Here is a 20,638-nt window from a genome sequence, read left to right on the forward strand (position 1 = left end):
GGGGGGGGGGGCCGGCGCCTCCCGGGGTGGTCCTCTCTTTTCCGGTCTCCCCCGCCGCCCCCGCCCGGGGGGGGCCGGGGGGGGGGGCCCCCCCGCCCCCCCCCCCCCCCCCCCGCGGCGGGGGAACGGCCCCGGGCCGCAGGGGGGTTCACGGCGTCCGGCCCGGGGCGGGCGGTGTCAGGACTCGGCGGGTTCCGGCCAGCGGATCCGGGTGGCGCACAGGGAGACCAGGACCGCCGAGGCGGCCACCGCCCCCATGCCCCAGACGAGGCTGCCGGCCTCCGCTATGAAGCCGATCACCGCGGGCCCGGCCAGCAGGCCGGTCGTCCCCATGGCGGCGACCAGGGCCAGCGCGTCCGTGCCCTGCCCCGCCGCCGCCACGTAGATGCACGGTGTGACGGCCGCGACGCCCAGTCCGACGCAGGCGAACCCGATCAGTGTCGGCACCACGCCACCGGCCAGCAGGGCGAGCGCCAGCCCCGTACCGGCCACCGCGCTGCCGACGCGGACGATCCGTCCGTCGCCCCAGCGGCTGCGCCAGCCGTCGGCGAAGAGACGGGCCAGCACCATCATCCCCGAGACGACCGCGATGCCCAGGGGCGCCAGTTCCGAAGCCGCCCCGACCACATCCTCCATGTAGAGCGCCGACCAGTCGTTCATGGCGCCCTCGGTAACGGTGCCGAAGACCATCGCGCAGCCCATCCAGATCGTCACGCGGGACGGCATGGTGAGCCTGCGGCGGCTCTTCTCCGGGGCCGGCCGCTCCGGGGACTTCGGGTCCTCCGTGAGCAGTCCCCCGCGGGTCAGTCCGACCAGCAGCAGCAGAATGACGGCGGCCACCCCGAAGTGCACCGCGACCTTTGGGGTCAGTGCGTTCACCCCGGAGGCGAGCAGTGCCGCGAGCAGGGAACCGGCGCTGAACACGGCGTGCAGCCTGGCCATGGCGGTGCGCTGGTGGGCGGCTTCGAGCGCCGCCCCCTGGGCGTTCATCGCGACGTTCAGGCTTCCGACGGCGACCCCGTCGCAGCAGATGACCAGGAGTGCGACCGGGTAGTTGGGCGCCACGGAGAGCGCCGGCAGGAGCAGGGCCAGGAAGCCGGCCGACACGAGTGCGAGCCGTCGCGATCCCAGGCGTCTCATCAGGACCGCGACGAGGGGGAACGAGGCCGCCGCGCCCGCGCCGCAGGCCATCAGCAGCAGGCCCAGTTCCGCTTCGGTCAGGTCGAGTTCCGCCTTGATCGCGGGGAGCCGGGAGGCCCAGGTCGCGTACTGGAACCCGAGGAAGCAGAACAACGCCCCGATCGCCAGTTGTGCTCGGTGGAATTCGTCACGGACACCAGCCATGTGCAGTCAGCCCACTTCGTCTTTCGGAGGTACCCCGTGTGCCGTCATGCCGGCGAGGTTCGTTCTTCCGGCCCGGACTCCCGGCACCGTCCTGGACATGTACACCGCGCCCGGCCCGTAGCTCGTCGGCGGCCGGACCTCCCGGTGGGCCCGGTATCCGTGCGCCGCCCAGAAGGTGTCGCTGCCGCGGACCGCGACCAGGGACACCTCCTCGTACCCCTTCGATCCCGCCGTCGCCGTGAAGTGGCGCAGGAGGTTCTTCGCGAGTCCTCCGCCGCGGAACTCCGGGGCCACGACGAGGTCGTGCAGGTGCAGGTTGCGCGAATGGAAGACGATGCCCTCCCTCCGGTCCAGGTCGGGGTACTCGAACTTCGGGTAGGGCAGGGCCAGCAGGTATCCCGCGACCCGGCCGGCGTGGTCCAGGACGAAGCAGGTGGCCGGTGAGGCGTGGGCCCGGGACCGCAGCGCGGCCCCGCCCTCCGACAGTCCGTCGGCGGTGTACTCCTCGGCCTCCAGTGCGGTGATGCCGTCCCAGTCGTCGTCGGTGATGTGCCGTATACGCACGTGGTGATCTCTCTAGTCGCCGCGCGTCCACGCGTACGGAAGCGGATCGAAGCCGTTGAATCCCCGTGTCATGTATCCGGTCGCGTAGGCGCCGCTGGAGAGGATCCACACCGGGTCCCCCGAGGCGACCTCCCTGGGCACCGGGACGCGGTTGTGCTCGTGGGCGAAGGCGTCGTCGCTGTCGCAGGTGGGGCCCGCGACGACGGCCGGTACGTGGTCGCCGTCGTCGTGCGAGGGGAACAGCAGCCGGTACTGCAACTGGTCCATCTCGTAGAGGCCGTTGAACTTCCCGCAGCTCAGGTACAGCCAGTTCTCGCGTGCGCCGTCGAGCTGCTGCCGGGACGACAGCCGTGCCACGTGTGCCCTGATCGCACCGTGGTCGGCCACCAGGTGGCGGCCCGGTTCCATGAGGAAGTCCAGCGGTGCCCGCGACACCGCCGCGAGGTGTTGTGTCCCCTCGCGGATCACGGCGAAGATCTTGTCCACCGGCGGGTCCAGGGGCCGGCCCCTGTCGTCCAGGTAGCCCAGTGCGGGCAGTCCGCCGCCGAGGTTGACGTGGTCCGGGAGGATGCCCCGCCGGTTCAGCGCCGTGAGCAGGTCGGCGAGGGCCTCGAAGGTCTCCTGCCACGCCTGCGACGTCATCTGCTGGGAGCCGACGTGGACGGACAGCCCGGCCGGGGTCAGACCGGCCGAACGCGCCGCCTCCATCACCAGCACCGCGTCGGCGGCCGAGCAGCCGAACTTCCGGCTGAGGCCCCAGAGCGCCCCGGCCCCGCTGGTGGCCAGTCTGCAGAAGACCCGGGCGCCGGGGGCGTGGGCCGCGATCGCCGCCACGTCCTCCAGGCTGTCGGTCGCGAAGGTCCTGATCCCCATGCGGTGGGCGTCGGCGATGTTCCGGTCCGACTTGATGGTGTTGCCGTAGTGGATCCGGTCGGCCGGCACCCCGGTGCGCAGGGCCTGGGCCACCTCGTTGGGGCTCGCCGCGTCGAAGCCGGAGCCCCGCTCCGCCAGGCAGGCCAGGACCTCGTCCACCGGGCATGCCTTCATGGCGAAGCGGACGGAGATTCCCGGCAGTTCGCGCAGCAGCGCTTCGTACTGCGCCGCTATGCCGGTGAGGTCGAAGATGATCCGGTCGTCGTCGGCCGCCGTCAGCGCGGCGCGCATGTGTGTGTTCAGCTGCATGATGGTCCGGTCCGCCTACCGGTCCGACGGGCAAAGGCCGATGGACCCGTCCGACGGTTGGAGACCGGTGGACCCGGCCGTCGGTTGGACGTCGGTGGACCCGGCCGTCGGGTAAAGGCCGGTGGCCCTGCTCGCCCGCACCAGGGATTCCCAGTTCCCGGTCAGCAGCGCGAAGTCCTCGATGTCCGCACGGGCCTCTTCGAGCAGCCGTCGTCCGCCCGCCGCCAGGACCTCGGCGAACTCGGCGTACCTGCCGCCCAGTTTCCGGTAGGAGCGGTTGAGGACGTCCAGCCGGTGCACGTTCTCCGCCCGGTCCATCAGGGCGCTCCGCCCGGCGAGCTCGGCCACCGCCGCGGGCCGGACGCGGTGCCGGTCGTCGAGCAGCGCGGGACCGGCCTCCGCCATCCGTTCGTAGATGAAGTTGAAGTAGAGCATGGAGAGGAAGAACTTCACGAACCGCAGTTGGTAGGCCGTGAACCCGGCGTCGGTCCTGCGTTCCGCGGTGTAGAAGTTCACGATGTTGCGGTTGTGCAGGACCCCGGGCAGTGTGCTGTCGTGCACCAGGTGCATGAGGAAGTAGTCGCTGCCGATGGTGTCCGTCGCGGGCGGCAGCGGCACCCGTTCGTACACCTCGTCCAGGAAGCTGATGTTGCACATGTCGACCCGCATCGGATCGACTTGGGTGAGGACCGAGTGGTCGCGGACGAACGGGTCGGTGCCGGCGCCCTTGAAGGACTCCTCGACGAGTTCCCTCCTCTGCTCGTCCGACCAGTGTCCGGGGGCCCACAGGCCGACGACGTCGTGGTAGACGTCGCCGTCCAGCTCGGCGATCTCGCCGATGTCCACCGACAGTTCGCCGACGAAGGAACTGCCCACCATCGCCACGGGTTTGTGCGCGTGCTCGGGGTCGAGCGCGGTCTCGGACACCCCGGCCGCCGCTTCGGCCGCGGTCCTGCCGAGCGAGGCGAGTTCGTGGTGGACGGGGAAGACGGTCTCGCCGTCCAGGACCTGGTACGTGCTGTCGGAGTCCCGGCGGTGCACCGACCGGCAGCCGAGCGCGGCGGCGATCAGGAACGCCCGGTTGGTGCAGGCACCGTAGGAGACGCCGTCCGGGAGCATGAGGTCGAGCGTCAGGTCGGGCTTGGCGACACCGGAGCGCCGGATCACCCGCCGCAGGAAGTCCCGCTGTTCCGCCTCGCCGAGGTGGTGCACGACCACGTGCGGGGCCCGGCGCTCCCCGGCGACGACCCGGGCGTGTTCCGCGAACTCCCGTTCGTCCGAGGAGTCCAGGATCAGCAGGTGCACCTCGACGCCGAAGTGTTCGGCCGCGTGGTCCGCCTCCTCGCCCACGGCCGAGATCGTCGCGGCGCAGGCCCTGTTCGTCGGAAGGGTCAGGCAGATTCGGCGCATGCCCGCTCTCCGGTCGACCGCTCGTCGTCCTGCCCGCGCCAGGACTTCAGTCCCAGCAGCTTCTCGCCGAGGTCGTTCAGCGTGGCAGTGCCGTACCTGATGGATTCGTGCTTCGTCACGTCGCCGACGAGCGTCCCGTTCCACTCCGGGGTGGCGAGACTGCGCCACGACTCGATCCGGGAGCGCCGCAGTTCGTCGTGCGACTCCAGCGCGGGCATCATCGAGAGGTACTGGACGGCGCGGACCTCGTCCCGCGAGGTGTTGCGAGCCACCCCGTGCGCGAGCAGGCCGTTCCAGATCAGCAGGTCACCGGCCCGCAGCTCCGGGCGGATCACCGGGAACTCCGCGCGGTCGGTGTCCGGCCTGATCGGGTCCCGGTCCGCGGGCTGCCCGGTCTTCCACTCCTCGAACCGGTGGAAGAGTTCCGGCGAGCACTGGAAGCCGCCGGCCTCCGCCCGGGTGTCGTTCAGCGCGATGATGCCCTGGACCCGCTGGGGCAGGACGCCGAGCGTGGTGTCGACGTCCCAGTGCAGCTCGATGTCGAAGCCCTTGTCGGTGGGCGCGATGAGCGCCCGGTCCCGGTTCCCGACGTTGGGCGGGTTGAGGTTCAGCCGGTCCAGGGTCACCCACAGCTCTTCGCAGTCCCACACGTCGACGAAGGCGTCGTAGACGCGCTGCGTCTGCCGGCTGTCCCAGATGAGCTGGTGGTGGTACGCCTCGACGAACCCGTAGACGTGCAGTTCCCGGTCCAGGTCGTCCCGGAAGGGGCGGTCCTCGTACCAGGTGTCGGGCCGGGCCGGGTCGAGTCCCTGGAAGTCCCAGGTGAAGTCGAGCAGGCGGCGCGCCGCGGCGGCCGGGATCGCCTCCCGCACGATGACGTAGCCGTAGGTCTGCCAGAACTCGAAGTCCGCCTCGGACAGCACCCGCAGTTCCCGCGACTTCCGGATGTCCCTCAGCGGTGTCCGTGCCAGGTAGGACTCGCCGTCCGAGCTGAAGTACGGGCGGTCCGAAGGGGATCGGTGCAGATAGGAGTCGGGCGTCGTCATGCATTCACTCCAGGGCTCGGGTTCTTCGTGGCTGAACGGACCGACCGCTCCCCCTGCGGTACGGGTCCGGGCGCTCCACCTCGGTGGGCGCCGGTGACGGCCTCGGCGCCGTCGTCGTCGAACGGCGTCGGTACGGTGCGTCGGGCCGTGCGACGGGTGTGGTCCAAGTCGTCCGGGCGACGGGCCGGCCCGCTCACCGGCCTCGTGCGTCCGGTGCGGCGGACGGGTCGGGAGGCGGTGGGGCGGGCGGCGCCGCGTCGCGCGTCAAGGGCGGTGGCCGACGGCTCTGCCGGTCCGGTGGGTCGTGGCGGTGCCGTCGGCTCCGTCGGTGTCGTGGTTCGCGCTCGGCCCTGCGGGCGGATCGGATTCCAGGAAATGAACGTTTCCCAGTGCCTTGCTCACGTCTTCGCGGTCCTCCGGTCGAGCAGTTCCCGCCTCGACTCTTGTCGAGCCCCGGAGACCCGGCAAGCCTTTCGGCGTACGCCGAATCGCCCCGGCGGCATGCCGGATCGACTCCTCGCTTTCCGGCGTAATCGCTGGTGGGAGACGCGGGATCACGCTTCTGGACATCGGGTGGCACGGTGTTTCGGCCATGCTCGTCGCCGGGCCGACGGGGTCGCGGAAAACACAACACCGGGCGCGGCGCCAAGCGCCGGCCCGGTGTCATGTTGTGGTGGGCCGTCGGCCAAGTGCCCGGTTGCGATGGGCCCGCCGTCCCGGTGGCCGGTTGTGACGGGCCGTCGGCCCGATGGTCAGCCCTGTGACGCCTGTTGGCTCATCAGGCACTGCGTCAGCGTCATGCCCGAACGGTTCAGCTCGTACAGGACGCGCGTACCGGCCCGGTGGCGTTGCACCACACCGGCCGAGACGAGTGCCGAGAGGTGCTGGGAGACCGTGCTCGCGGCGAGCCCCAGGTGGTCGGCGAGCGCGGAGGTGGTGGTCGGTTCGGCCAGTTCGCGTACGACCGAGGCGCGTCCCCGGCCCAGCAGGATCGCCAGACGGTCCTCGCGCCGGTCCTGTGCGGCGCCGTCCCGCTTCGGGCCGGTGTGCAGGATTCCCGCTCCCCGTGCCGCGAAGGAGACCGCGGTCCGGCCGCCGGCGGCCGACCACCAGTGGGTGCCGTCCGTGAACATCATCGGCACGGCGGTCAATCGGCCCGTGCCGTCGGTGCGTTCGAGCGGCAGCCCCAGTTCGTGGAGGAGCGCCGCTCCCCCGCTCATCGCCAGGGTGCGCGAGCGGAAGAGGATCTCCTCCTCCAGGCAGCGTGCCAGACCGGCCTCGCGCGGCTCGACCGCGACCCGCCAGAAATTCGCGAAATCCGCTGCGAGATAACGGAGTTGACTCTCCGGCTCACGGATCAGCGCGGCGATCACGGGGTCCTCGACCGCCGCCGGGTACTCCCGGACGATCTCGTCGCGGACCGGGGCGGCCGGGGTGCGCGCCAGGTCGTCCAGCTCCTCGGTGATCCCCGCCCGTCGCGAGGCGATGCCCGCCCCCAGGAACGAGGGAACGCGCCCCCGCCGCCGGGCCAGGGCGACCACGGACCTCAGACGCGGCGTCAGCGCCCCGTGCGCCTCGCGGGCCCAGGACCGATGGGGCCAGGGGACGTCGGGGCCGTACCGGGTCAACAGCGCGACGGCGCCGAACGCCTGCCACAGATCGCACAGCGCCAGCCGTACGTCGGGCTGCTGTCGGTCCATCAGCCCTCCAGACCCGCATGCCGACGCACCGGGAAGCGCACCCCGGAAGTGAGCTGACAATACGTCAATTCCCATCTCCTGAAGCCGAGTTCACTTCGAATGAGCGACACTTCGGCACCAGAAGCGCATGGCGAATCGAACATGAACCCCGCCCACCCATCGTGGTCCAGACCAATGATGCATGAGCTTTCGACACCCGCACGGCGACTGTCAAGAACGTTGTGCCCCAGGTCACACGACCATCGCTCGGGGCGAGCGCACGGGCACGGAAGGTAGCCCCATCTGGTCTAGACATGTTGCCTGAAAGTGTGTTGACTTCACGCAGGGAGACACCCCTCGAAGGGCCCTCACCAGGTCAACTGTCCTCCGGGAGAAAGCTGTCGGTCCCTCTCCCGTCACTCCGCCGCAACCCTCGTCCGGTCCGCGGGGCACCCCCGTCGGCGCGGTCGCGACGGGATCGGGCCACCCTCCGGTTCACGCCGTCCGGGGACCGGCGGACGCCTCGCCCATGGCCGCGGCGACGGCCTCCAGGACCTCGACCGGACGCAACAGGTCCTCGTGCCCGATGGGCTGCCTGCCCGTACGGGCCATCTCCAGGAACGCTTCGAGGCCCGGCACGCAGTAGTCCGCGCCGGGGACGAGCGTCCGCTGGACCATGGCCTCGCGGGTGGAGGCCATCGCGTGGAACGGGATCTGCTCCGTGTCGCCCGGCCGGACGAGGTTCACGACGACCCGGGTGCCGCCCGCGGTGAACGACGCGGTGACGGTGGTACCGGTGAGGTCCGTGCGGATGCCGGAGACCGCTCCGGGCGCGAGCCGGAGGGCGATGTCCACCGTGTGGATCCCGTAGAAGAAGATCCCGTCGTACTCGCTGTCGGGGTCGGCCGGCCCGGACACGACGACCAGGTGCGGCGCGCCGTTCGCCGCCGACCGGGCCGCCAGTTCCTCGGTGTCGGGGATCCAGCGGAGCGCCGAGGACGAGGTGAGCGGCGCGCCGTGGGCGAGCGCGGTGTCGATCATGGCCCGGGCGTCCTCGACGGTGCGGGCGAGCGGCTTGTCGACGAACACCGCGAGGCCCTCGGCCAGGAAGGGGACCGCCAGGTCGCGGTGGCGCGTTCCGTACCGGTCCGCGACGACGACGGCGTCGACCAGTCCGAGCAGTTCGGTGGGCTCGTCGACGACGGTCGTGATCCCGCCGGTGGCCGCCAGGGCGTCGTTGCGCGGGCCGTGTCCGCCGCTGAGCGCCACGACGCGCGCGTCGCCGCCCGCCCCGTCGACGTTGAGGTGGCGGACGATCTGGTCGACGTGGCTGCTGTCGGTGCCGACGATCCCGATGCGCATCCGGAGACGTTCCCTTCATCGGTGGCGGCGGCCCGCCCGCCCGTGGTGCGACACCGAGTCTCGCACAGAGGGCGCACGGCCCCGGCCCGCGGTGCCAGCAGGGGCGGTACGGAGTGGCAGCAGGAGCGGTACGCGGTGACGGCACGGGCGGTACGGGCGGACGGCCCCGTGCGCCCGTACCGGGCCGTTCGCGCAGGTGACCGACACCGCGCACCGGCCCCTGCGCGCGGGCGTGCGGGCGTGCAGAAAAAGCGGCGTGGTGCACCGGGCGTCGCACCCGGTACGCGCGGGCGCGCAGGCGTGCGCGCGGTGCTCCCCGCCCCCTCCGGGCGTGCTTGTCACCACCCCGGGCCAGGCATTACTGTCACCACGCCTTGGTGAACGGGAAATCCGGTGTGATACCGGTGCGGCCCTCGCCACTGTGATCGGGAAGTCCGGCTCCAGCCCCCTGCGGGCAGCCACTGGGTCCTCGGACCCGGGAAGGCGGAGCACGGGCGGTGGTACCCGTCAGCCAGGAGACCGGCCAAGGCGCGTCAACCATCCACGAGGTGCTGGAGAGGGTCTACTGAGCCATGCACATAGCCGAGGGCTTTCTGCCTCCGGCGCACGCGATCGCCTGGGGCGTCGCGTCCGCGCCGTTCGTCGTACACGGAGTACGGTCACTCACCCGTGAGGTCAAGGAGCACCCGGAGAGCACCCTGCTCCTCGGCGCCTCCGGTGCCTTCACCTTCGTCCTGTCGGCCCTGAAACTCCCTTCCGTCACCGGGAGTTGCTCACACCCCACGGGTACCGGACTGGGCGCCATCCTCTTCCGGCCGCCGATCATGGCGGTGCTCGGCACCATCACCCTGCTCTTCCAGGCGCTGCTGCTGGCCCACGGCGGTCTGACCACGCTCGGTGCCAACGTCTTCTCGATGGCGATCGTCGGCCCCTGGGCCGGATACGGGCTGTACCGGCTGCTGCGGCGGTTCGACGTGCCGCTGATGGTGACGGTGTTCTTCGCCGCGTTCGTCGCCGACCTCTCCACCTACTGCGTCACCAGTGTGCAGCTGGCGCTGGCCTTCCCCGACCCGAGCAGCGGATTCCTGGGCGCGCTCGGCAAGTTCGGTTCCATCTTCGCCGTCACCCAGATCCCGCTCGCGGTGAGCGAGGGTCTGCTGACGGTGGTCGTGATGCGGCTGCTGGCGCAGTCCAGCAAGGGGGAACTGACCCGGCTGGGCGTGTTCCCGACTCGCCGCGCGGACCGGACCGGCACGCCCGAGGAGGTGGCCCGATGAGCCGTAACGCGAAGATCAACGCCCTGCTGCTGCTCGTCGTGGCCGCGCTCGCGGTCCTGCCGCTGGCACTCGGCCTCGGCGACCACAAGAAGGAGCCGTTCACGGGCGCCGACGCCGAGGCGGAGACGGCGATCACCGAGATCGAACCGGACTACGAACCCTGGTTCTCGCCCCTGTACGAACCACCGTCCGGCGAGATCGAGTCGGCGCTCTTCGCCCTCCAGGCGGCGCTCGGCGCGGGCGTCCTCGCCTACTACTTCGGGCTGCGCCGGGGCCGCCGCCAGGGCGCGGAACTCGCCCTGACGCAGGAGCAGGCGCGACGGGACGCCGAAAGCACGTCCGTCGGCACCGGGGACTCCCCCGCCGAAGGAGCCTGAACCCGCGTGCTGCCGATCGACGAGGCGGCGCACAGCAACCGCTGGCGCCGCCGTCATCCCGTGGACAAGGCCGTGCTCGGACTCGGGCTCACCGTGCTCGCGATCTCGCTGCCGCCCTGGCCCGGCGCGGCGCTCGTCCTGGTGACGGCGCTCGTGCTGCTGGCCGGTCCGGCGGGCGTGCCGGGCCGGCGGCTGTGGCGGGCGTACCGGGTGCCGTTGGGTTTCTGCGTGACCGGGGCGGCCACCCTGCTGGTGCAGATCGGCGGCCCCGGCGGGTTCGTGTCCCTCGCCGACGGCGGGCCGGTCCGGGCGGGGGAACTCCTGCTGCGCACCTCGGCCGCCTCCCTCGGGGTGCTGCTGTTCGCCTTCACCACACCGATGTCCGACCTGCTGCCGCGCCTGGTGCGGGCCGGGGTGCCCGCGCCGGTCGTGGACGTCGCCCTGGTGACGTACCGCATGAGTTTCCTGCTGCTCGACTCCGTGCGCCTGATCCGTCAGGCGCAGGCGGCCCGGCTCGGGCACACCACTCGGGCCGCCGCCTGGCGTTCCCTGGGCGGGCTCGGCGCCACCGCGTTCGTCCGGGCCTTCGACCGGGCGGCGCGGCTCCAGGCCGGGCTCGCCGGCCGGGGCTACGACGGCACCCTGCGCGTCCTGGTGCCCGAGGCCCGGGTCTCCGCCCCCTTCACCGCGGCGAGCCTCGCGCTGCTCGCGGCACTGACCGTCCTCACCCTCGTACTGGAAAGGCCGCTGTCATGAGCGAGCCCGCCGCCCTGGTCGCCCTGCGGGGCGCGTCCTTCTCGTACGAGGACGGGCCGACCGTGCTCGACGGGCTCGACTTCGAGGTGCGCGAGGGGCGCGCGCTCGCGCTGCTGGGCCGCAACGGCAGCGGCAAAACCACGCTGATGCGGCTGCTCAGCGGCGGGCTGCGGCCCCGTACGGGGCAACTGACCGTCGAGGGGAACCCCGTCACGTACGACCGCAAGGGACTGACCCGGCTGCGCACGACCGTGCAGCTGGTGGTGCAGGACCCCGACGACCAGCTCTTCGCCGCGTCCGTCCTCCAGGACGTGTCGTTCGGCCCGCTCAACCTTGGCCTGTCCGACGCCGAGGTGCGGGCGCGCGTCGACGAGGCGCTCGCCGCCCTGGACATCGGCGCGCTGGCCGACCGGCCCACCCACCTGCTGTCCTACGGGCAGCGCAAGCGGACCGCGATCGCCGGCGCCGTCGCCATGCGGCCCCGGGTGCTGATCCTCGACGAGCCGACCGCCGGGCTCGACCCGGACGGCCAGGAACGGCTGCTCGACACCCTCGACCGGCTCCGGGCGAACGGCACCACCGTCGTCATGGCCACCCATGACGTCGACCTCGCCCTGCGCTGGGCCGACGACGCCGCGGTCCTCACCCCGTCCGGCGCGCACATCGGCCCGGCGCCCGCCGCCCTCGCCCGCACCGATCTGCTCCGGCAGGCGGGGCTGCGCCTGCCGTGGGGCGTAGCGGCGTCCGAACTCCTGCGCACGCACGGCCTGTTGACCGAAGGCGCCACCGGTCCGCGCACCCCGGAGGAACTGGCCGCACTGGTGCCGGAGGCCACGGCCGACCACTGAGCCGCCGTGGTACGAACCCCGGGCTCATCCGCCGCGCCGGGCCCGCTCCCCCAGGTCCGCGAGCAGATCGTCGAGCACCGCCTCCTCCTCGACCCGGATCCCGTGCTCGGCGAGGGCGGCGGCCAGGGCCGGGTCCCACGGGGTCTCGGCGGGCGCGCCGGTCAGCCGCTGCGGCTCCGTCACCCCGGCCAGAGCGGCCAGGTAGTCGGCCGCCCCGAAGCGCCAGGGCCGCCACGCGACACCGCGCCCCAGCGCCGCGGCGATGCGCATCCCGCCCCAGTCGAAGTCGCCGTGGTGGAGGAACCCGGCTCCTCGCGCGGACAGGCCGCGCAGCAGGGCGAGCGCCGCCGCCGAGGGCTGCCCCTGGAGGCACACCATGGGCGGGCACTGCGGGCCGAAGGTGTCGGCTGCGGCGGACAGGACGGCCGGGTTCTCGCACACGTACACGGCCCCCGTTCCCGGGAGGGCGCCGCTCGGGGGGTGCCGGGTGAGCGAACGCAGCGTCAGGACGGCGGGCTCCCCCTCGTCGGCCGCCCAGTCGAGGGCCGGTGTCCCCCGCAGGTTGAGGGTCAGGACGGTCGACGACACGTCGTCCCTGAGCAGCCCCGCCGACGCCCATGCCTCCCGCCGCCACTCGGCGCCGGAGCCGTCCGGGAAGCCCGTGAGGGCCCGGAGCCCCGACAGGACCAGGGCGGCGAGCGGGGTTCCCTCGTCCAGGGCGTGGGCGCCGGAGAGATGGCGTGCCGCGAACGTCGCACGTGACACCGGAGGAACCGCGGGCAGTGCGCGCAGCGCCCGTGCGGCGGCGTCCACCAGTGGACCGGCGGCTTCCGGGGTGCGTGCGAGCCGCCGTACGAGGCCGTCCCCGCGGACCCGTTCCGCCCAGTCGGCCAGCCCGGGGTCCAGGGCGGCGAACGGCGCGTACGCGTCCTCCCAGGCCCGTTCCTCCCGGTCCCGCACCTCCGCGTGCAGGGCGACGGGCCCGGTCAGGGCCACCACCGCGGCCTCCAGCCCGTCGGGACCGGCCCCGGACCGGCGCAGCACCTCGTCCACCGCGTCGAGGCGTACCGTCAGGGAGCGGCCCGCGCCGGGGGCGCGCCCCAGCAGCCTTTCGGCGGCCTCCCGTTGGAGCTCGTCGGGGCGGGCCAGGGTGACCGTGCCGGTGAGGGGCCGACCGGCGGCCATCCGTCGGCGGGCGCGTTCCAGGAGCCAGGCGAGGCCGGGGTCGCCGAGCAGCCGTCCGAGGCGGTCGGTGTCGAGGCCGTCGAGGCCGTCGGCGCCGGGGCGGCCGGTGTCGGAGCGGGCTGCGTCGGGGCGGCCGGTGCCGGGACGGCCGGAAGGGCTCACCCCCACAGGGACTCCTGTTCTCCCCGGTCCTGCGCGGCGGTGTTCCCCGTGCCCGGCACGCCGGTTCCTCCCGGCTCCTGCACAGCAGCGTCCCCCGTGCCCGGCGCGGCGCCGGTTCCTCCCGGTTCCTGCGTGTCACCGGTCCACGCCGTCCCGGTGGCCGTTCCCCCGGCGCCCCGGTCGCTCCGTTCGCGGCCGTCGGGCTGGAGGGGCACCGTCGTCGTACGCGGTGCGGTTCCCGGCTCGGTGCCGCGCCGCCGGTCGAAGCCGTCCCATTCCCAACGGGTCACCAGGACGGCGTCGATGTCGTCGACGCGGGAGAGCTGCGCGATGGCGATGCCGGGCACCTGCGGGTAGCAGGCCCATTCCCGTTCGCTGGTCATGACGACGTCGAGGTCGAAGGCGCGCAGCAGGCCGAGGCACTTAGCGCGGGAGTCGTCGTCCACTCCCGCGAACGCCTCGTCCAGGGTGACCAGTCGTGGGGCGTGCGCGCCGCCCGCGCTCGCGTAGTGGGAGGACGCGGCGGCGAAGAGCGGTACGGACGCCGCCAGGACGCGTTCGCCGCCGGAGGCGGGCCCGGTGGCGGGCACCCACTTGCCGTGCTGGTGCCGTTCGACGCCGAACTCGTGCCACGCCCGGTAGTCGAGGGCGGCGGTGAGGTCCTCCTGCCAACTGCCCGCGCTGTCGTCGGCCTGGCGGCGGGCGATCTGCTCCTGGAGGAACACCCCGACCGCCGCCCGGTCCTGCGGCGACCAGGCGTCGGCCGACTGGCGCAGCCGTTCCCGGGCCTGGGCCAGGCCCTGCGGGGCCCGGCGGGAGGCCCGCCACACCAGGCGCAGCTTCATGCCGGTCGAGGTCGGGCGTTCCTCCAGCTCCCGGTTCATGGCGCGCACCCGGCGTTCGGCGGCCCCGATCAGTTCCTGGAGCGTCCCGGCGACCTCGGTGATCAGATGGGTCTCCAGGATCTCGCGTTCGTGCGCCGACAGGAGGCGGGTCAGTTCGGTGACCTCGGCGGCCAGCGCCTCGGCGAGTTCGGGCACGGCGCGCCGCCGGCCCTGATAGACGATGTCGACCCGCATGCCGTCCTCGCCCGGACGGGCCGTAGCGGTGTGCCCGTGCCGGGAGAGCGCGTCCTGGAGCCGCCCGAACTCCTCGCTCAGCCGCTTCTGGACGCGTTCCCAGGCCGCGTCCGAGTCGTCGGTGGAGGAGAGCCGGGACTCGATGGCACGGGCGAGGTTCACGGCGGGGGTCGCCGCCCACGTACCGCCGTCGTCGTCCGGTACGGCGACGTCGGGGAGGGCGACGGCGAGCAGCCCGGTCGAGACGAACCGCTGGAGCGCCGCGACGGCGCGCCCGCGCGCGGCGGTGGCGTCCGTGACGTCCTCCTCCAGCCGCTCGATGCGCCCCTCGGCGTGCCCGGCCCGCCGGTCCGCGTCGCGGATGTCCGCCTGTGCCCGCTGCTGTTCGTCCGCGCAGGCGCGGGCGGCGGTCGCGGTCTCCTCCAGCCGCCGCTGGAGTTCGGCGACGGCCGCGCCGACGGTGGAACGGAGCGTGCGCAGGTGTTCGTCCGCCGAGGCGGCCAGGCGGGCCGCCTCCGCGGTGCGTTCCGCGAGTTCGAGGGCGCGGTGTTCGGCCCGGTCGGTCTCGGCCCGGTCGCCGGTGACCGCGTGCTCGGCGTCCGTGCGCTCGCGCAGGGCCGGCCACAGCTCCGCGAGGTGGGCGGTGTGATCGGCGAGTGCCTGGCGCACGAGGGCCAGTGCCTCCCGGTCGGTGGGGAGGTGCAGGTCGGTGGCCGTCCCGCCGAGTTCGGCCGCTCTGCGCTCCGCCTCCCCGGCCGCCCGGTCGAGTTCGGCGGCCCGCTCCCGCTGCCGGGCACGGGCCCGCCGGACCGCGTCGGTCGCGGCGGTGACCCGCGCGTGCGCGTGGCGCAGCTCGTCGTCGCCGGGTACGGCCGCGAGTTCGGCGTCGAGCACCTCGCGGCGCCCCGCCACCGCGTGCAGCTCCCCGGACAGCCGTTCCCGCTCCGCCTCCAACTCGTCCCGTTCGAGGTGCAGTTCGGCGATCCGGGCGCGGCGTGCCTGTTCCCGCGCGCCCTCCCCCACGTACTGGGCGCTGTCCTTGGCCCAGCTCCCGGTCAGCGCGCCGACGCGGAAGCTCCCGTCCGTGGCGACCCAGGTGCCGTGGGCCCCGGCCCACCGGGCGCCCTCCGCCGGGCCCGCACCATCCTCGCCGCCGACCAGCCCGATCGAGGCCAGCAGGCGCTGGACCACTCGTTCCCCCACGGCTGCGGCCCCCGCGTCGGCGTGGTCGACCGCCGGGCACAGCACCCGGTCGAGGCCGTTCCCACCGGGCCGGTCCACGGGCGCGAGGAGTACGTCGAGGCCGCTCCCTCCGGACGGGTCCACAGGTGCGAGGAACACGTCGTGCCCGTTCGCCGCGACCGCGGAGCCGTCCGGCCGTACCCAGGCGTCGAGGAGCCCCGACGCCTCCAGGGCGGCCTCCAGCCCGGCGCGTTCGGCCCCGGTGACGTGCGGACGGAAGTCGACCAGCCGCCACAGCGGGGCCCCGACGCCCCGGGTCCGGACATCGGGGGTGCGGGTGTACGGAGCCGAGGGGCCCCGCTGTCCGCCCGCTTCGAGCGCGGTCAGTTCCCGTGCCACCAGCCGCTGCCGTTCCGCCGTCGCCGTCTCGCGGTGGGTCAGGTCGGCGGCCCGGTCGGCCAGGTCGGAGGCGAGGACGCGGTGGGTTCCGGCCGCGGCGACGAGCGCCGGGTGGGGGCCGTTCAGGTGGCCCGCCCACTCCTGCACCGCGTCGAGCACCCCCGGCAGCCCGGCCGGCCGCAACTCCGCGCACCCGGACAGGTGCTCCCGGACGGCCGCGACGAGCGCGCGCCCGGCCTGCGCGGTTCCCTCCTCGGCCCGGGCCAGCAGCTCCCCGGCGTGCACGGCCTCCTCGTCGGCCTCGTCGGCGCGCAGCCGGGCGGCGTTGTGCGCCTCCCCGGCCCGTTCGGCGTGCTCGGCGAGGGCCTCCACATGACCGACGGCACGCCGCCTGCTCGTCGTCGCCTCGTCCGCCGCGCGGCGCAGCACCGTGACGGGGGCGTCCTCGGTCCGCGGGACGTCGAGCCGGGCCGCCGCGGCGCTTCCGGCCACCCGGCCCAGGACGTCGTCCAGCGCCTCCTGCGCGGCGGTCAGCCGGTTCGTCGCGGTGCCGAGCCGGCCCAGGGCCCGGGTGTGTGCCTGGTCGGCCGTCCGCCGGTCCTCCTCGGCGCGCGTCAGGTCCGCAGCCGTGCGGGAGGCGTCGACCGCCGCCTGGTCGAGCGCGCGGGCGTCGCGCATTTCGGGCCCGGTCCGCAGGGCGGCGTCCTGCGCGTCCAGCCGCGCCGCGCGCTCGTCGAGCGACGCGGCCCGTTCCTGGGCCTTCGCCCGGTCCGCCACGGCCTGTTCACGGGCGTCCTGCGCCTTGAGGAGTTCACGCTGGATGTGCTCGTAGCGGGCGTGTTCGGTGCGGGGCAGCCGGGCCCGGCGCCGGGAGGCGATGCGGGCGTAGCGCCGGTAGTGGTCGAGGAACCCCGACGACGCCTCCTCGGCCTCGCGGGCCGCCCGCAGCTGCTCCTTCTCCTCGTCCAGCGACCGGAACGCCTCCGCCGCGTCGGCGACGACCGCCTGGTCCATCGGCGGCAGCGCCTCCGTCAGCGCCCGGGACAGGGCCGCCTCGTTGGGGCGCTTGGACAGTTGGGGCTGGCGCAGCTGGATGAGGAGGTCGACGAGTGCGCCGTAGCGCTGCTCCCCCAGTCCGAAGAGGGCCTCGTCGACCGCCCGGCGGTACGTCTTCGCGGTGTCGTACACCATGCCGCGGCTGCCGACGGCCTCCGCGAGCCGGTCCCGGGACAGGGCCGTGCCGGTCGCGTCGAGCAGGTCGAGTCCGGCGCCGATCCGCTGGTCGGTCACCGCGAACCAGTGGCGGGCGATGCCGCGTCCGGTGACGGCCTTCAGCCCGCAGAGCAGGGTACGGAAATGGGGTTCGCCGGTGGTCCCGTCGAGCCGTCCGAACTCGATCCAGGTGTAGCCGAGCCGTTCGGGATGTGGGTGCTCACCGCCCAGCAGCAGGTTCCACTCCATCCGTTTGCCCGGGTCGCCGTCGGGCTCGACCCGGCGGGCGGAGAGGTCCCCGTCCAGCAGGAACGGCAGGGTGAGGGCGAGCACCTTGGACTTCCCGGTGCCGTTGTTGCCGCGCAGCAGCAGCCGGCCGTCGCGGAACCAGAACTCCTCGACGTCGTAGTGGAACAGGTCGACGAGCCCGATGCGCAGGGGCCGCCACCGGCCGGGGGCGGGGTGGGGGAGGGCGGGGGCCGGGAGCCCGGTCGAGGCGCGGTTCACCTTTCGTCCTTCACGATCGTGTCCGGTGAGGTGGGAGGGTGCGGACGGTTCGGTGGTGTCCCCGGTTCCCTGATGACGGCCTCGCCGACCGCGTACCGCGCGAGGGCCGGCCGCGGCACGACGCCCCGCTCGGTGTGCTCGGCGAGTCCCAGGGCCACCAGTTTCTCCAGGGCCTGTGCCACCAGTACGGGTTCGGCACCCGGCTCCCTGGCCGACTTCGCCCAGAAACCGCCGTGTTCCGCGGCGAGTTCGCGCACCCGTCGTGCCAGCTCCGCCGGTGCGACGGGCCGCCCGGCTTCCGCCAGGTGCTGGGCGAGCAGCAGGGTGACGTGCCCGTGCGTGCCCTGTTCCGGCATGCGTACGTCGGTGAGGTCGTCCAGGGGGTCCACCATGGCGACGCCCTCGGCGCGCACCTCGGGCACCAGTCCGGTCAGTTCGCCGATCCGCGCGGTGATGAAGCCGCGCTGCCGGGTGAGGTAGGCCAGTTCGTCGTCGGTGAGGTCGTCGTAGTAGAGCACCGGGTCGTCGAGGAGGAGGCGGGTCAGCTTCCAGCGGATCGCGCGGAACCTCAGCTCGTCGCTGTCGAGGGCGGTCCGCGCCGTCATCTCCACCAGCCGTTCCTCGAACTCCTCGGCCTCGACGAGGGAGGGGCCGCGCAGGGACGCCGGAATCCCGGCCAGCACACGCCGCCGTACGTCGTACAGCACGTCCCCGGATCCGCTGATGTACGCCTCCTCGTCGCCCGCCACCCTTCGCAGCACCCCGGCCCGCAGCAGCAGTCGCACGACGGCTGCGAGGTCGAGTCGTTCGTCGCGCCGCTCCAGGGTGAACACGATCCCGGCGGCGACCAGTTCGGGGTCGGCGGCGGCCAGCACGATCTGCTCGGCGAGCCTGCCGAGCGCCACTTGGGCCTCGCCCCGCTCCAGCGCGGCCAGCGCCAGGCAGAGCAGGACGTAACGGCGCCTGGTGAAGGGCAGCGCGTTCCGGGTGGCCTCCCGGGCCGGATGCGTGACGTCGGTGAGGGTGCCCGGCGTCTTGCGCAGCCGCGCGGCGTCGGCGTCCGTGCGCAGCGTCCAGCCGACGTTGCGCTCGAACCACCCGCGCAGTTCGGCCTGGTGCCGTCGCACCAGCCGGAACTCGTCGGCGTACGGCCCGTCGGCGGTGAGCAGCGGCTCCTTCAGCAGGGCACGTGCGGCGCGTTGCAGGTCGGCCCGGCGCTGGCCGTCGAGGACCTCGGCGAGCGGCCCGGTCACCGCCCCTCCCCCGGCCCCGGCCCCGCAGCCGTCCCGACTCCGGCGGACGTGGTTGCGACCGGCATGGGTGCGGCCGACACTGGTGCGGCCGGTTCGGCTCCGGCGGACGCGGATGTGCGCCCGGCGGGCGGCCCGAACCGGATCTCCTCCGTGAGATCGATGATGTCGATCAGGTGGTCGGGCCCGCTGAACACCCCGTCGGGCGTGCGCACTTCGGCCGTCGAGCCGTCGTCGAGCGCGGTCAGCCGGATCTCCATGGAACCGTCCCCGCTGGTGGCCACGGTGGTCGTCGTCTCCGGCCGCCAGGTGGCGAGGGCGTCGCCGAGCAGCCGCAGGAACAGCTGGAAGGCGACCGGATCGAGCTCCCCCAGCCGGGACAGCCGCACCGGCCCGCCCGTCGCGAGCCGGTCCCGGGCCGCCCTGACCTCCTCGGACTGCCTGGCGGCGATCTCGGCGAGCCGGCGCTTCGCCGCTCCCCGGTCGGCCACCCGGCGCGGCTTGCCACGCCGCTCGTAGCTGCCGGTACGGCGCAGCTGGGGGCTGATCCGCAGCGGTCGCGCCCCGGCCCACGGCGTCGAGGCCGGTTCGGGTGCGGCCGTCCGCTCGGCGAGGGTGTCGCCGTCGACGGTGAGGTGCCGGGACGGGTACAGCCCGAACGCCACCCGCCACAACCGGTGCCGCGCCGCGTCGTCCGGCGCCTGGGCGAACCACCGCGCCAGCGTGCGGAAGTCGGCCGAACGGTCGGACCGCCCGGCCCGTCGCTCGTTCAACTGCCGTACGACGGCGAGGAGTTGCGGAATCGAACCGAGCGCGCGCCCCCGCAGCAGCCGGGCCTGCGACTCCCGCCCCTCCCCCGAGACGAACCACTGCGCGAGCCCGGACCACCGGTCCGCCCACCGCTCGTACGCCACCGCCTCCGCGTGCTCGGCGTCGTCGGGGGAGGCGTCGACGGCCTCCCGGGCGGCGGCGATCCGCAGCAGCGGCCCCACCCGCCCCTGGTCCTCCAGTTCCCCGATCAGCAGGGCGATCCGCCCGCCGAGGGTGATCAGGTCCTGGATGAACCGCTCCAGGTACTGGATCAGCCGGTCCTTGTACGCGAGGAACGCCTCGACCTCGATGTCGTGCAGATCGATGGTGCGCTGGAGCGACCCCATGAAGGCACGGGCGTTGTCGGCGAGGTCGGTGAAACGCGCGGTCAGCACGGAGAGCGCGACGTACGCCTTCGCCGGATCGGGCTCGTCCTGCGCCGCGATCACCAGCAGCGCCCGCAGCTGTGTGACGATGTCGTGCAGCGCGACCGCCTGGAGCTCCCCGCGCCGCCCCAGCACCTCGTCGTACGCCCCCAGCGCCGCCTCGACCGCCTCACCGGCCCGTGTGAGCTGGTAGATGAACCGCCTGCGATAGAAGTCCTCGACCGCCGTCACCCGCGCATGGTCCGGATCGGCCCGCAGGTTCCCCCAGACGACGAGGCTGTCCAGCGCCTTCGTCACCGCCTCGACGTCGGCGGGCCGACTCTCCGCCTCCAGGGCGGCGTACACGTCCTCCGGCCGCAGATGCACGGCGAACCGTTCCTTGGCGGCGAGGAAGGTGCGCATCACCTGTCGGTAGAGGGCGGCGTTGGGGACGGTGAGATGAGCGAAGGGACTGTAGTCGACGACGGACGGACCAGACGCCCGGACGACCGCCTCCCGGTTCCGCTCATGGACCGGCTGCCGGTCCCGCGCGCTCCCCCGGTCGCCGTCCTCCAGCATGACCATGCGGTTCGTCGCCCCCACCCTCGCACTCGCGTCGTCCCGGATCGTTCCGAGTCGTTC

Annotated in this window: 15 protein-coding genes and 1 riboswitch; of the genes, 4 read left to right on the top strand and 11 right to left on the bottom strand. The window is 73.5% G+C overall.

Annotated features, from left to right (window positions below):
- Positions 1-177: 177 nt before the first annotated feature.
- From ABZZ04_RS16930 to ABZZ04_RS16960, 7 genes are all read right to left on the bottom strand, one after another.
- Positions 178-1,344, bottom strand: coding sequence for an MFS transporter (locus ABZZ04_RS16930; RefSeq protein ID WP_356932985.1), 1,167 nt, complete (start codon positions 1,342-1,344; stop codon positions 178-180).
- Positions 1,345-1,350: 6 nt separating this feature from the next.
- Positions 1,351-1,908 carry a GNAT family N-acetyltransferase gene (locus ABZZ04_RS16935; RefSeq protein ID WP_356932986.1) on the bottom strand — a complete coding sequence of 186 codons (558 nt, stop codon included), beginning with the start codon at positions 1,906-1,908 and terminating at the stop codon, positions 1,351-1,353.
- 12 nt (positions 1,909-1,920) lie between these two features.
- On the bottom strand, positions 1,921-3,090 hold the full coding sequence (locus tag ABZZ04_RS16940) for a type III PLP-dependent enzyme (RefSeq protein ID WP_356932987.1): 1,170 nt from the start codon (positions 3,088-3,090) through the stop codon (positions 1,921-1,923).
- A gap of 15 nt (positions 3,091-3,105) precedes the next feature.
- Entirely contained in the window at positions 3,106-4,500 is a 1,395-nt protein-coding gene (locus ABZZ04_RS16945) for a DUF6271 family protein (protein WP_356932988.1), read from the bottom strand.
- Positions 4,482-5,546, bottom strand: coding sequence for a phytanoyl-CoA dioxygenase family protein (locus ABZZ04_RS16950; RefSeq protein ID WP_356932989.1), 1,065 nt, complete (start codon positions 5,544-5,546; stop codon positions 4,482-4,484). The genes ABZZ04_RS16945 and ABZZ04_RS16950 overlap by 19 nt, the downstream gene beginning before the upstream one ends.
- Before the next feature lie 752 nt (positions 5,547-6,298).
- On the bottom strand, positions 6,299-7,246 hold the full coding sequence (locus ABZZ04_RS16955; RefSeq protein ID WP_356932990.1) for a winged helix-turn-helix domain-containing protein: 948 nt from the start codon (positions 7,244-7,246) through the stop codon (positions 6,299-6,301).
- Positions 7,247-7,720: 474 nt separating this feature from the next.
- On the bottom strand, positions 7,721-8,587 hold the full coding sequence (locus ABZZ04_RS16960) for a Gfo/Idh/MocA family oxidoreductase (RefSeq protein ID WP_356932991.1): 867 nt from the start codon (positions 8,585-8,587) through the stop codon (positions 7,721-7,723).
- Between the two features lie 358 nt (positions 8,588-8,945).
- Positions 8,946-9,130: riboswitch (cobalamin riboswitch) on the top strand.
- 29 nt (positions 9,131-9,159) lie between these two features.
- On the opposite strand from ABZZ04_RS16960, the gene ABZZ04_RS16965 reads away from it, so the two are divergent.
- The 4 genes from ABZZ04_RS16965 to ABZZ04_RS16980 are packed head-to-tail and all read left to right on the top strand — an operon-like array spanning position 9,160 to position 11,845.
- On the top strand, positions 9,160-9,864 hold the full coding sequence (locus tag ABZZ04_RS16965) for an energy-coupling factor ABC transporter permease (protein WP_356932992.1): 705 nt from the start codon (positions 9,160-9,162) through the stop codon (positions 9,862-9,864).
- Positions 9,861-10,241 carry an energy-coupling factor ABC transporter substrate-binding protein gene (locus ABZZ04_RS16970; protein WP_356932993.1) on the top strand — a complete coding sequence of 127 codons (381 nt, stop codon included), beginning with the start codon at positions 9,861-9,863 and terminating at the stop codon, positions 10,239-10,241. Before ABZZ04_RS16965 ends, ABZZ04_RS16970 begins: the two co-directional genes overlap by 4 nt.
- 6 nt (positions 10,242-10,247) lie before the next feature.
- The gene (cbiQ, locus tag ABZZ04_RS16975; protein ID WP_356932994.1) at positions 10,248-10,997 is read left to right on the top strand and encodes a cobalt ECF transporter T component CbiQ; all 750 of its coding nucleotides are present in this window, start codon (positions 10,248-10,250) and stop codon (positions 10,995-10,997) included.
- On the top strand, positions 10,994-11,845 hold the full coding sequence (locus tag ABZZ04_RS16980) for an ATP-binding cassette domain-containing protein (protein ID WP_356932995.1): 852 nt from the start codon (positions 10,994-10,996) through the stop codon (positions 11,843-11,845). The genes cbiQ and ABZZ04_RS16980 overlap by 4 nt, the downstream gene beginning before the upstream one ends.
- Before the next feature lie 24 nt (positions 11,846-11,869).
- Here ABZZ04_RS16980 and ABZZ04_RS16985 read toward each other — a convergent pair whose 3' ends face one another.
- From ABZZ04_RS16985 to ABZZ04_RS17000, 4 genes are read right to left on the bottom strand one after another with little or no spacing between them, the layout of a single operon-like run.
- Complete coding sequence (locus tag ABZZ04_RS16985; protein WP_356932996.1) at positions 11,870-13,192, bottom strand: TIGR02679 family protein; 1,323 nt, start codon at positions 13,190-13,192, stop codon at positions 11,870-11,872.
- On the bottom strand, positions 13,189-17,571 hold the full coding sequence (locus ABZZ04_RS16990; RefSeq protein WP_356932997.1) for a TIGR02680 family protein: 4,383 nt from the start codon (positions 17,569-17,571) through the stop codon (positions 13,189-13,191). The genes ABZZ04_RS16985 and ABZZ04_RS16990 overlap by 4 nt, the downstream gene beginning before the upstream one ends.
- Positions 17,568-18,824: a TIGR02678 family protein gene (locus tag ABZZ04_RS16995; RefSeq protein ID WP_356932998.1), complete on the bottom strand. Its 1,257-nt coding sequence runs from the start codon at positions 18,822-18,824 to the stop codon at positions 17,568-17,570. The genes ABZZ04_RS16990 and ABZZ04_RS16995 overlap by 4 nt, the downstream gene beginning before the upstream one ends.
- Positions 18,821-20,599, bottom strand: coding sequence for a TIGR02677 family protein (locus ABZZ04_RS17000; protein ID WP_356932999.1), 1,779 nt, complete (start codon positions 20,597-20,599; stop codon positions 18,821-18,823). The genes ABZZ04_RS16995 and ABZZ04_RS17000 overlap by 4 nt, the downstream gene beginning before the upstream one ends.
- Between the last annotated feature and the right edge of the window lie 39 nt (positions 20,600-20,638).

The organism is Streptomyces sp. NPDC006435 (assembly GCF_040612315.1).
In the GTDB taxonomy this organism is placed as follows: Bacteria; Actinomycetota; Actinomycetes; order Streptomycetales; family Streptomycetaceae; genus Streptomyces.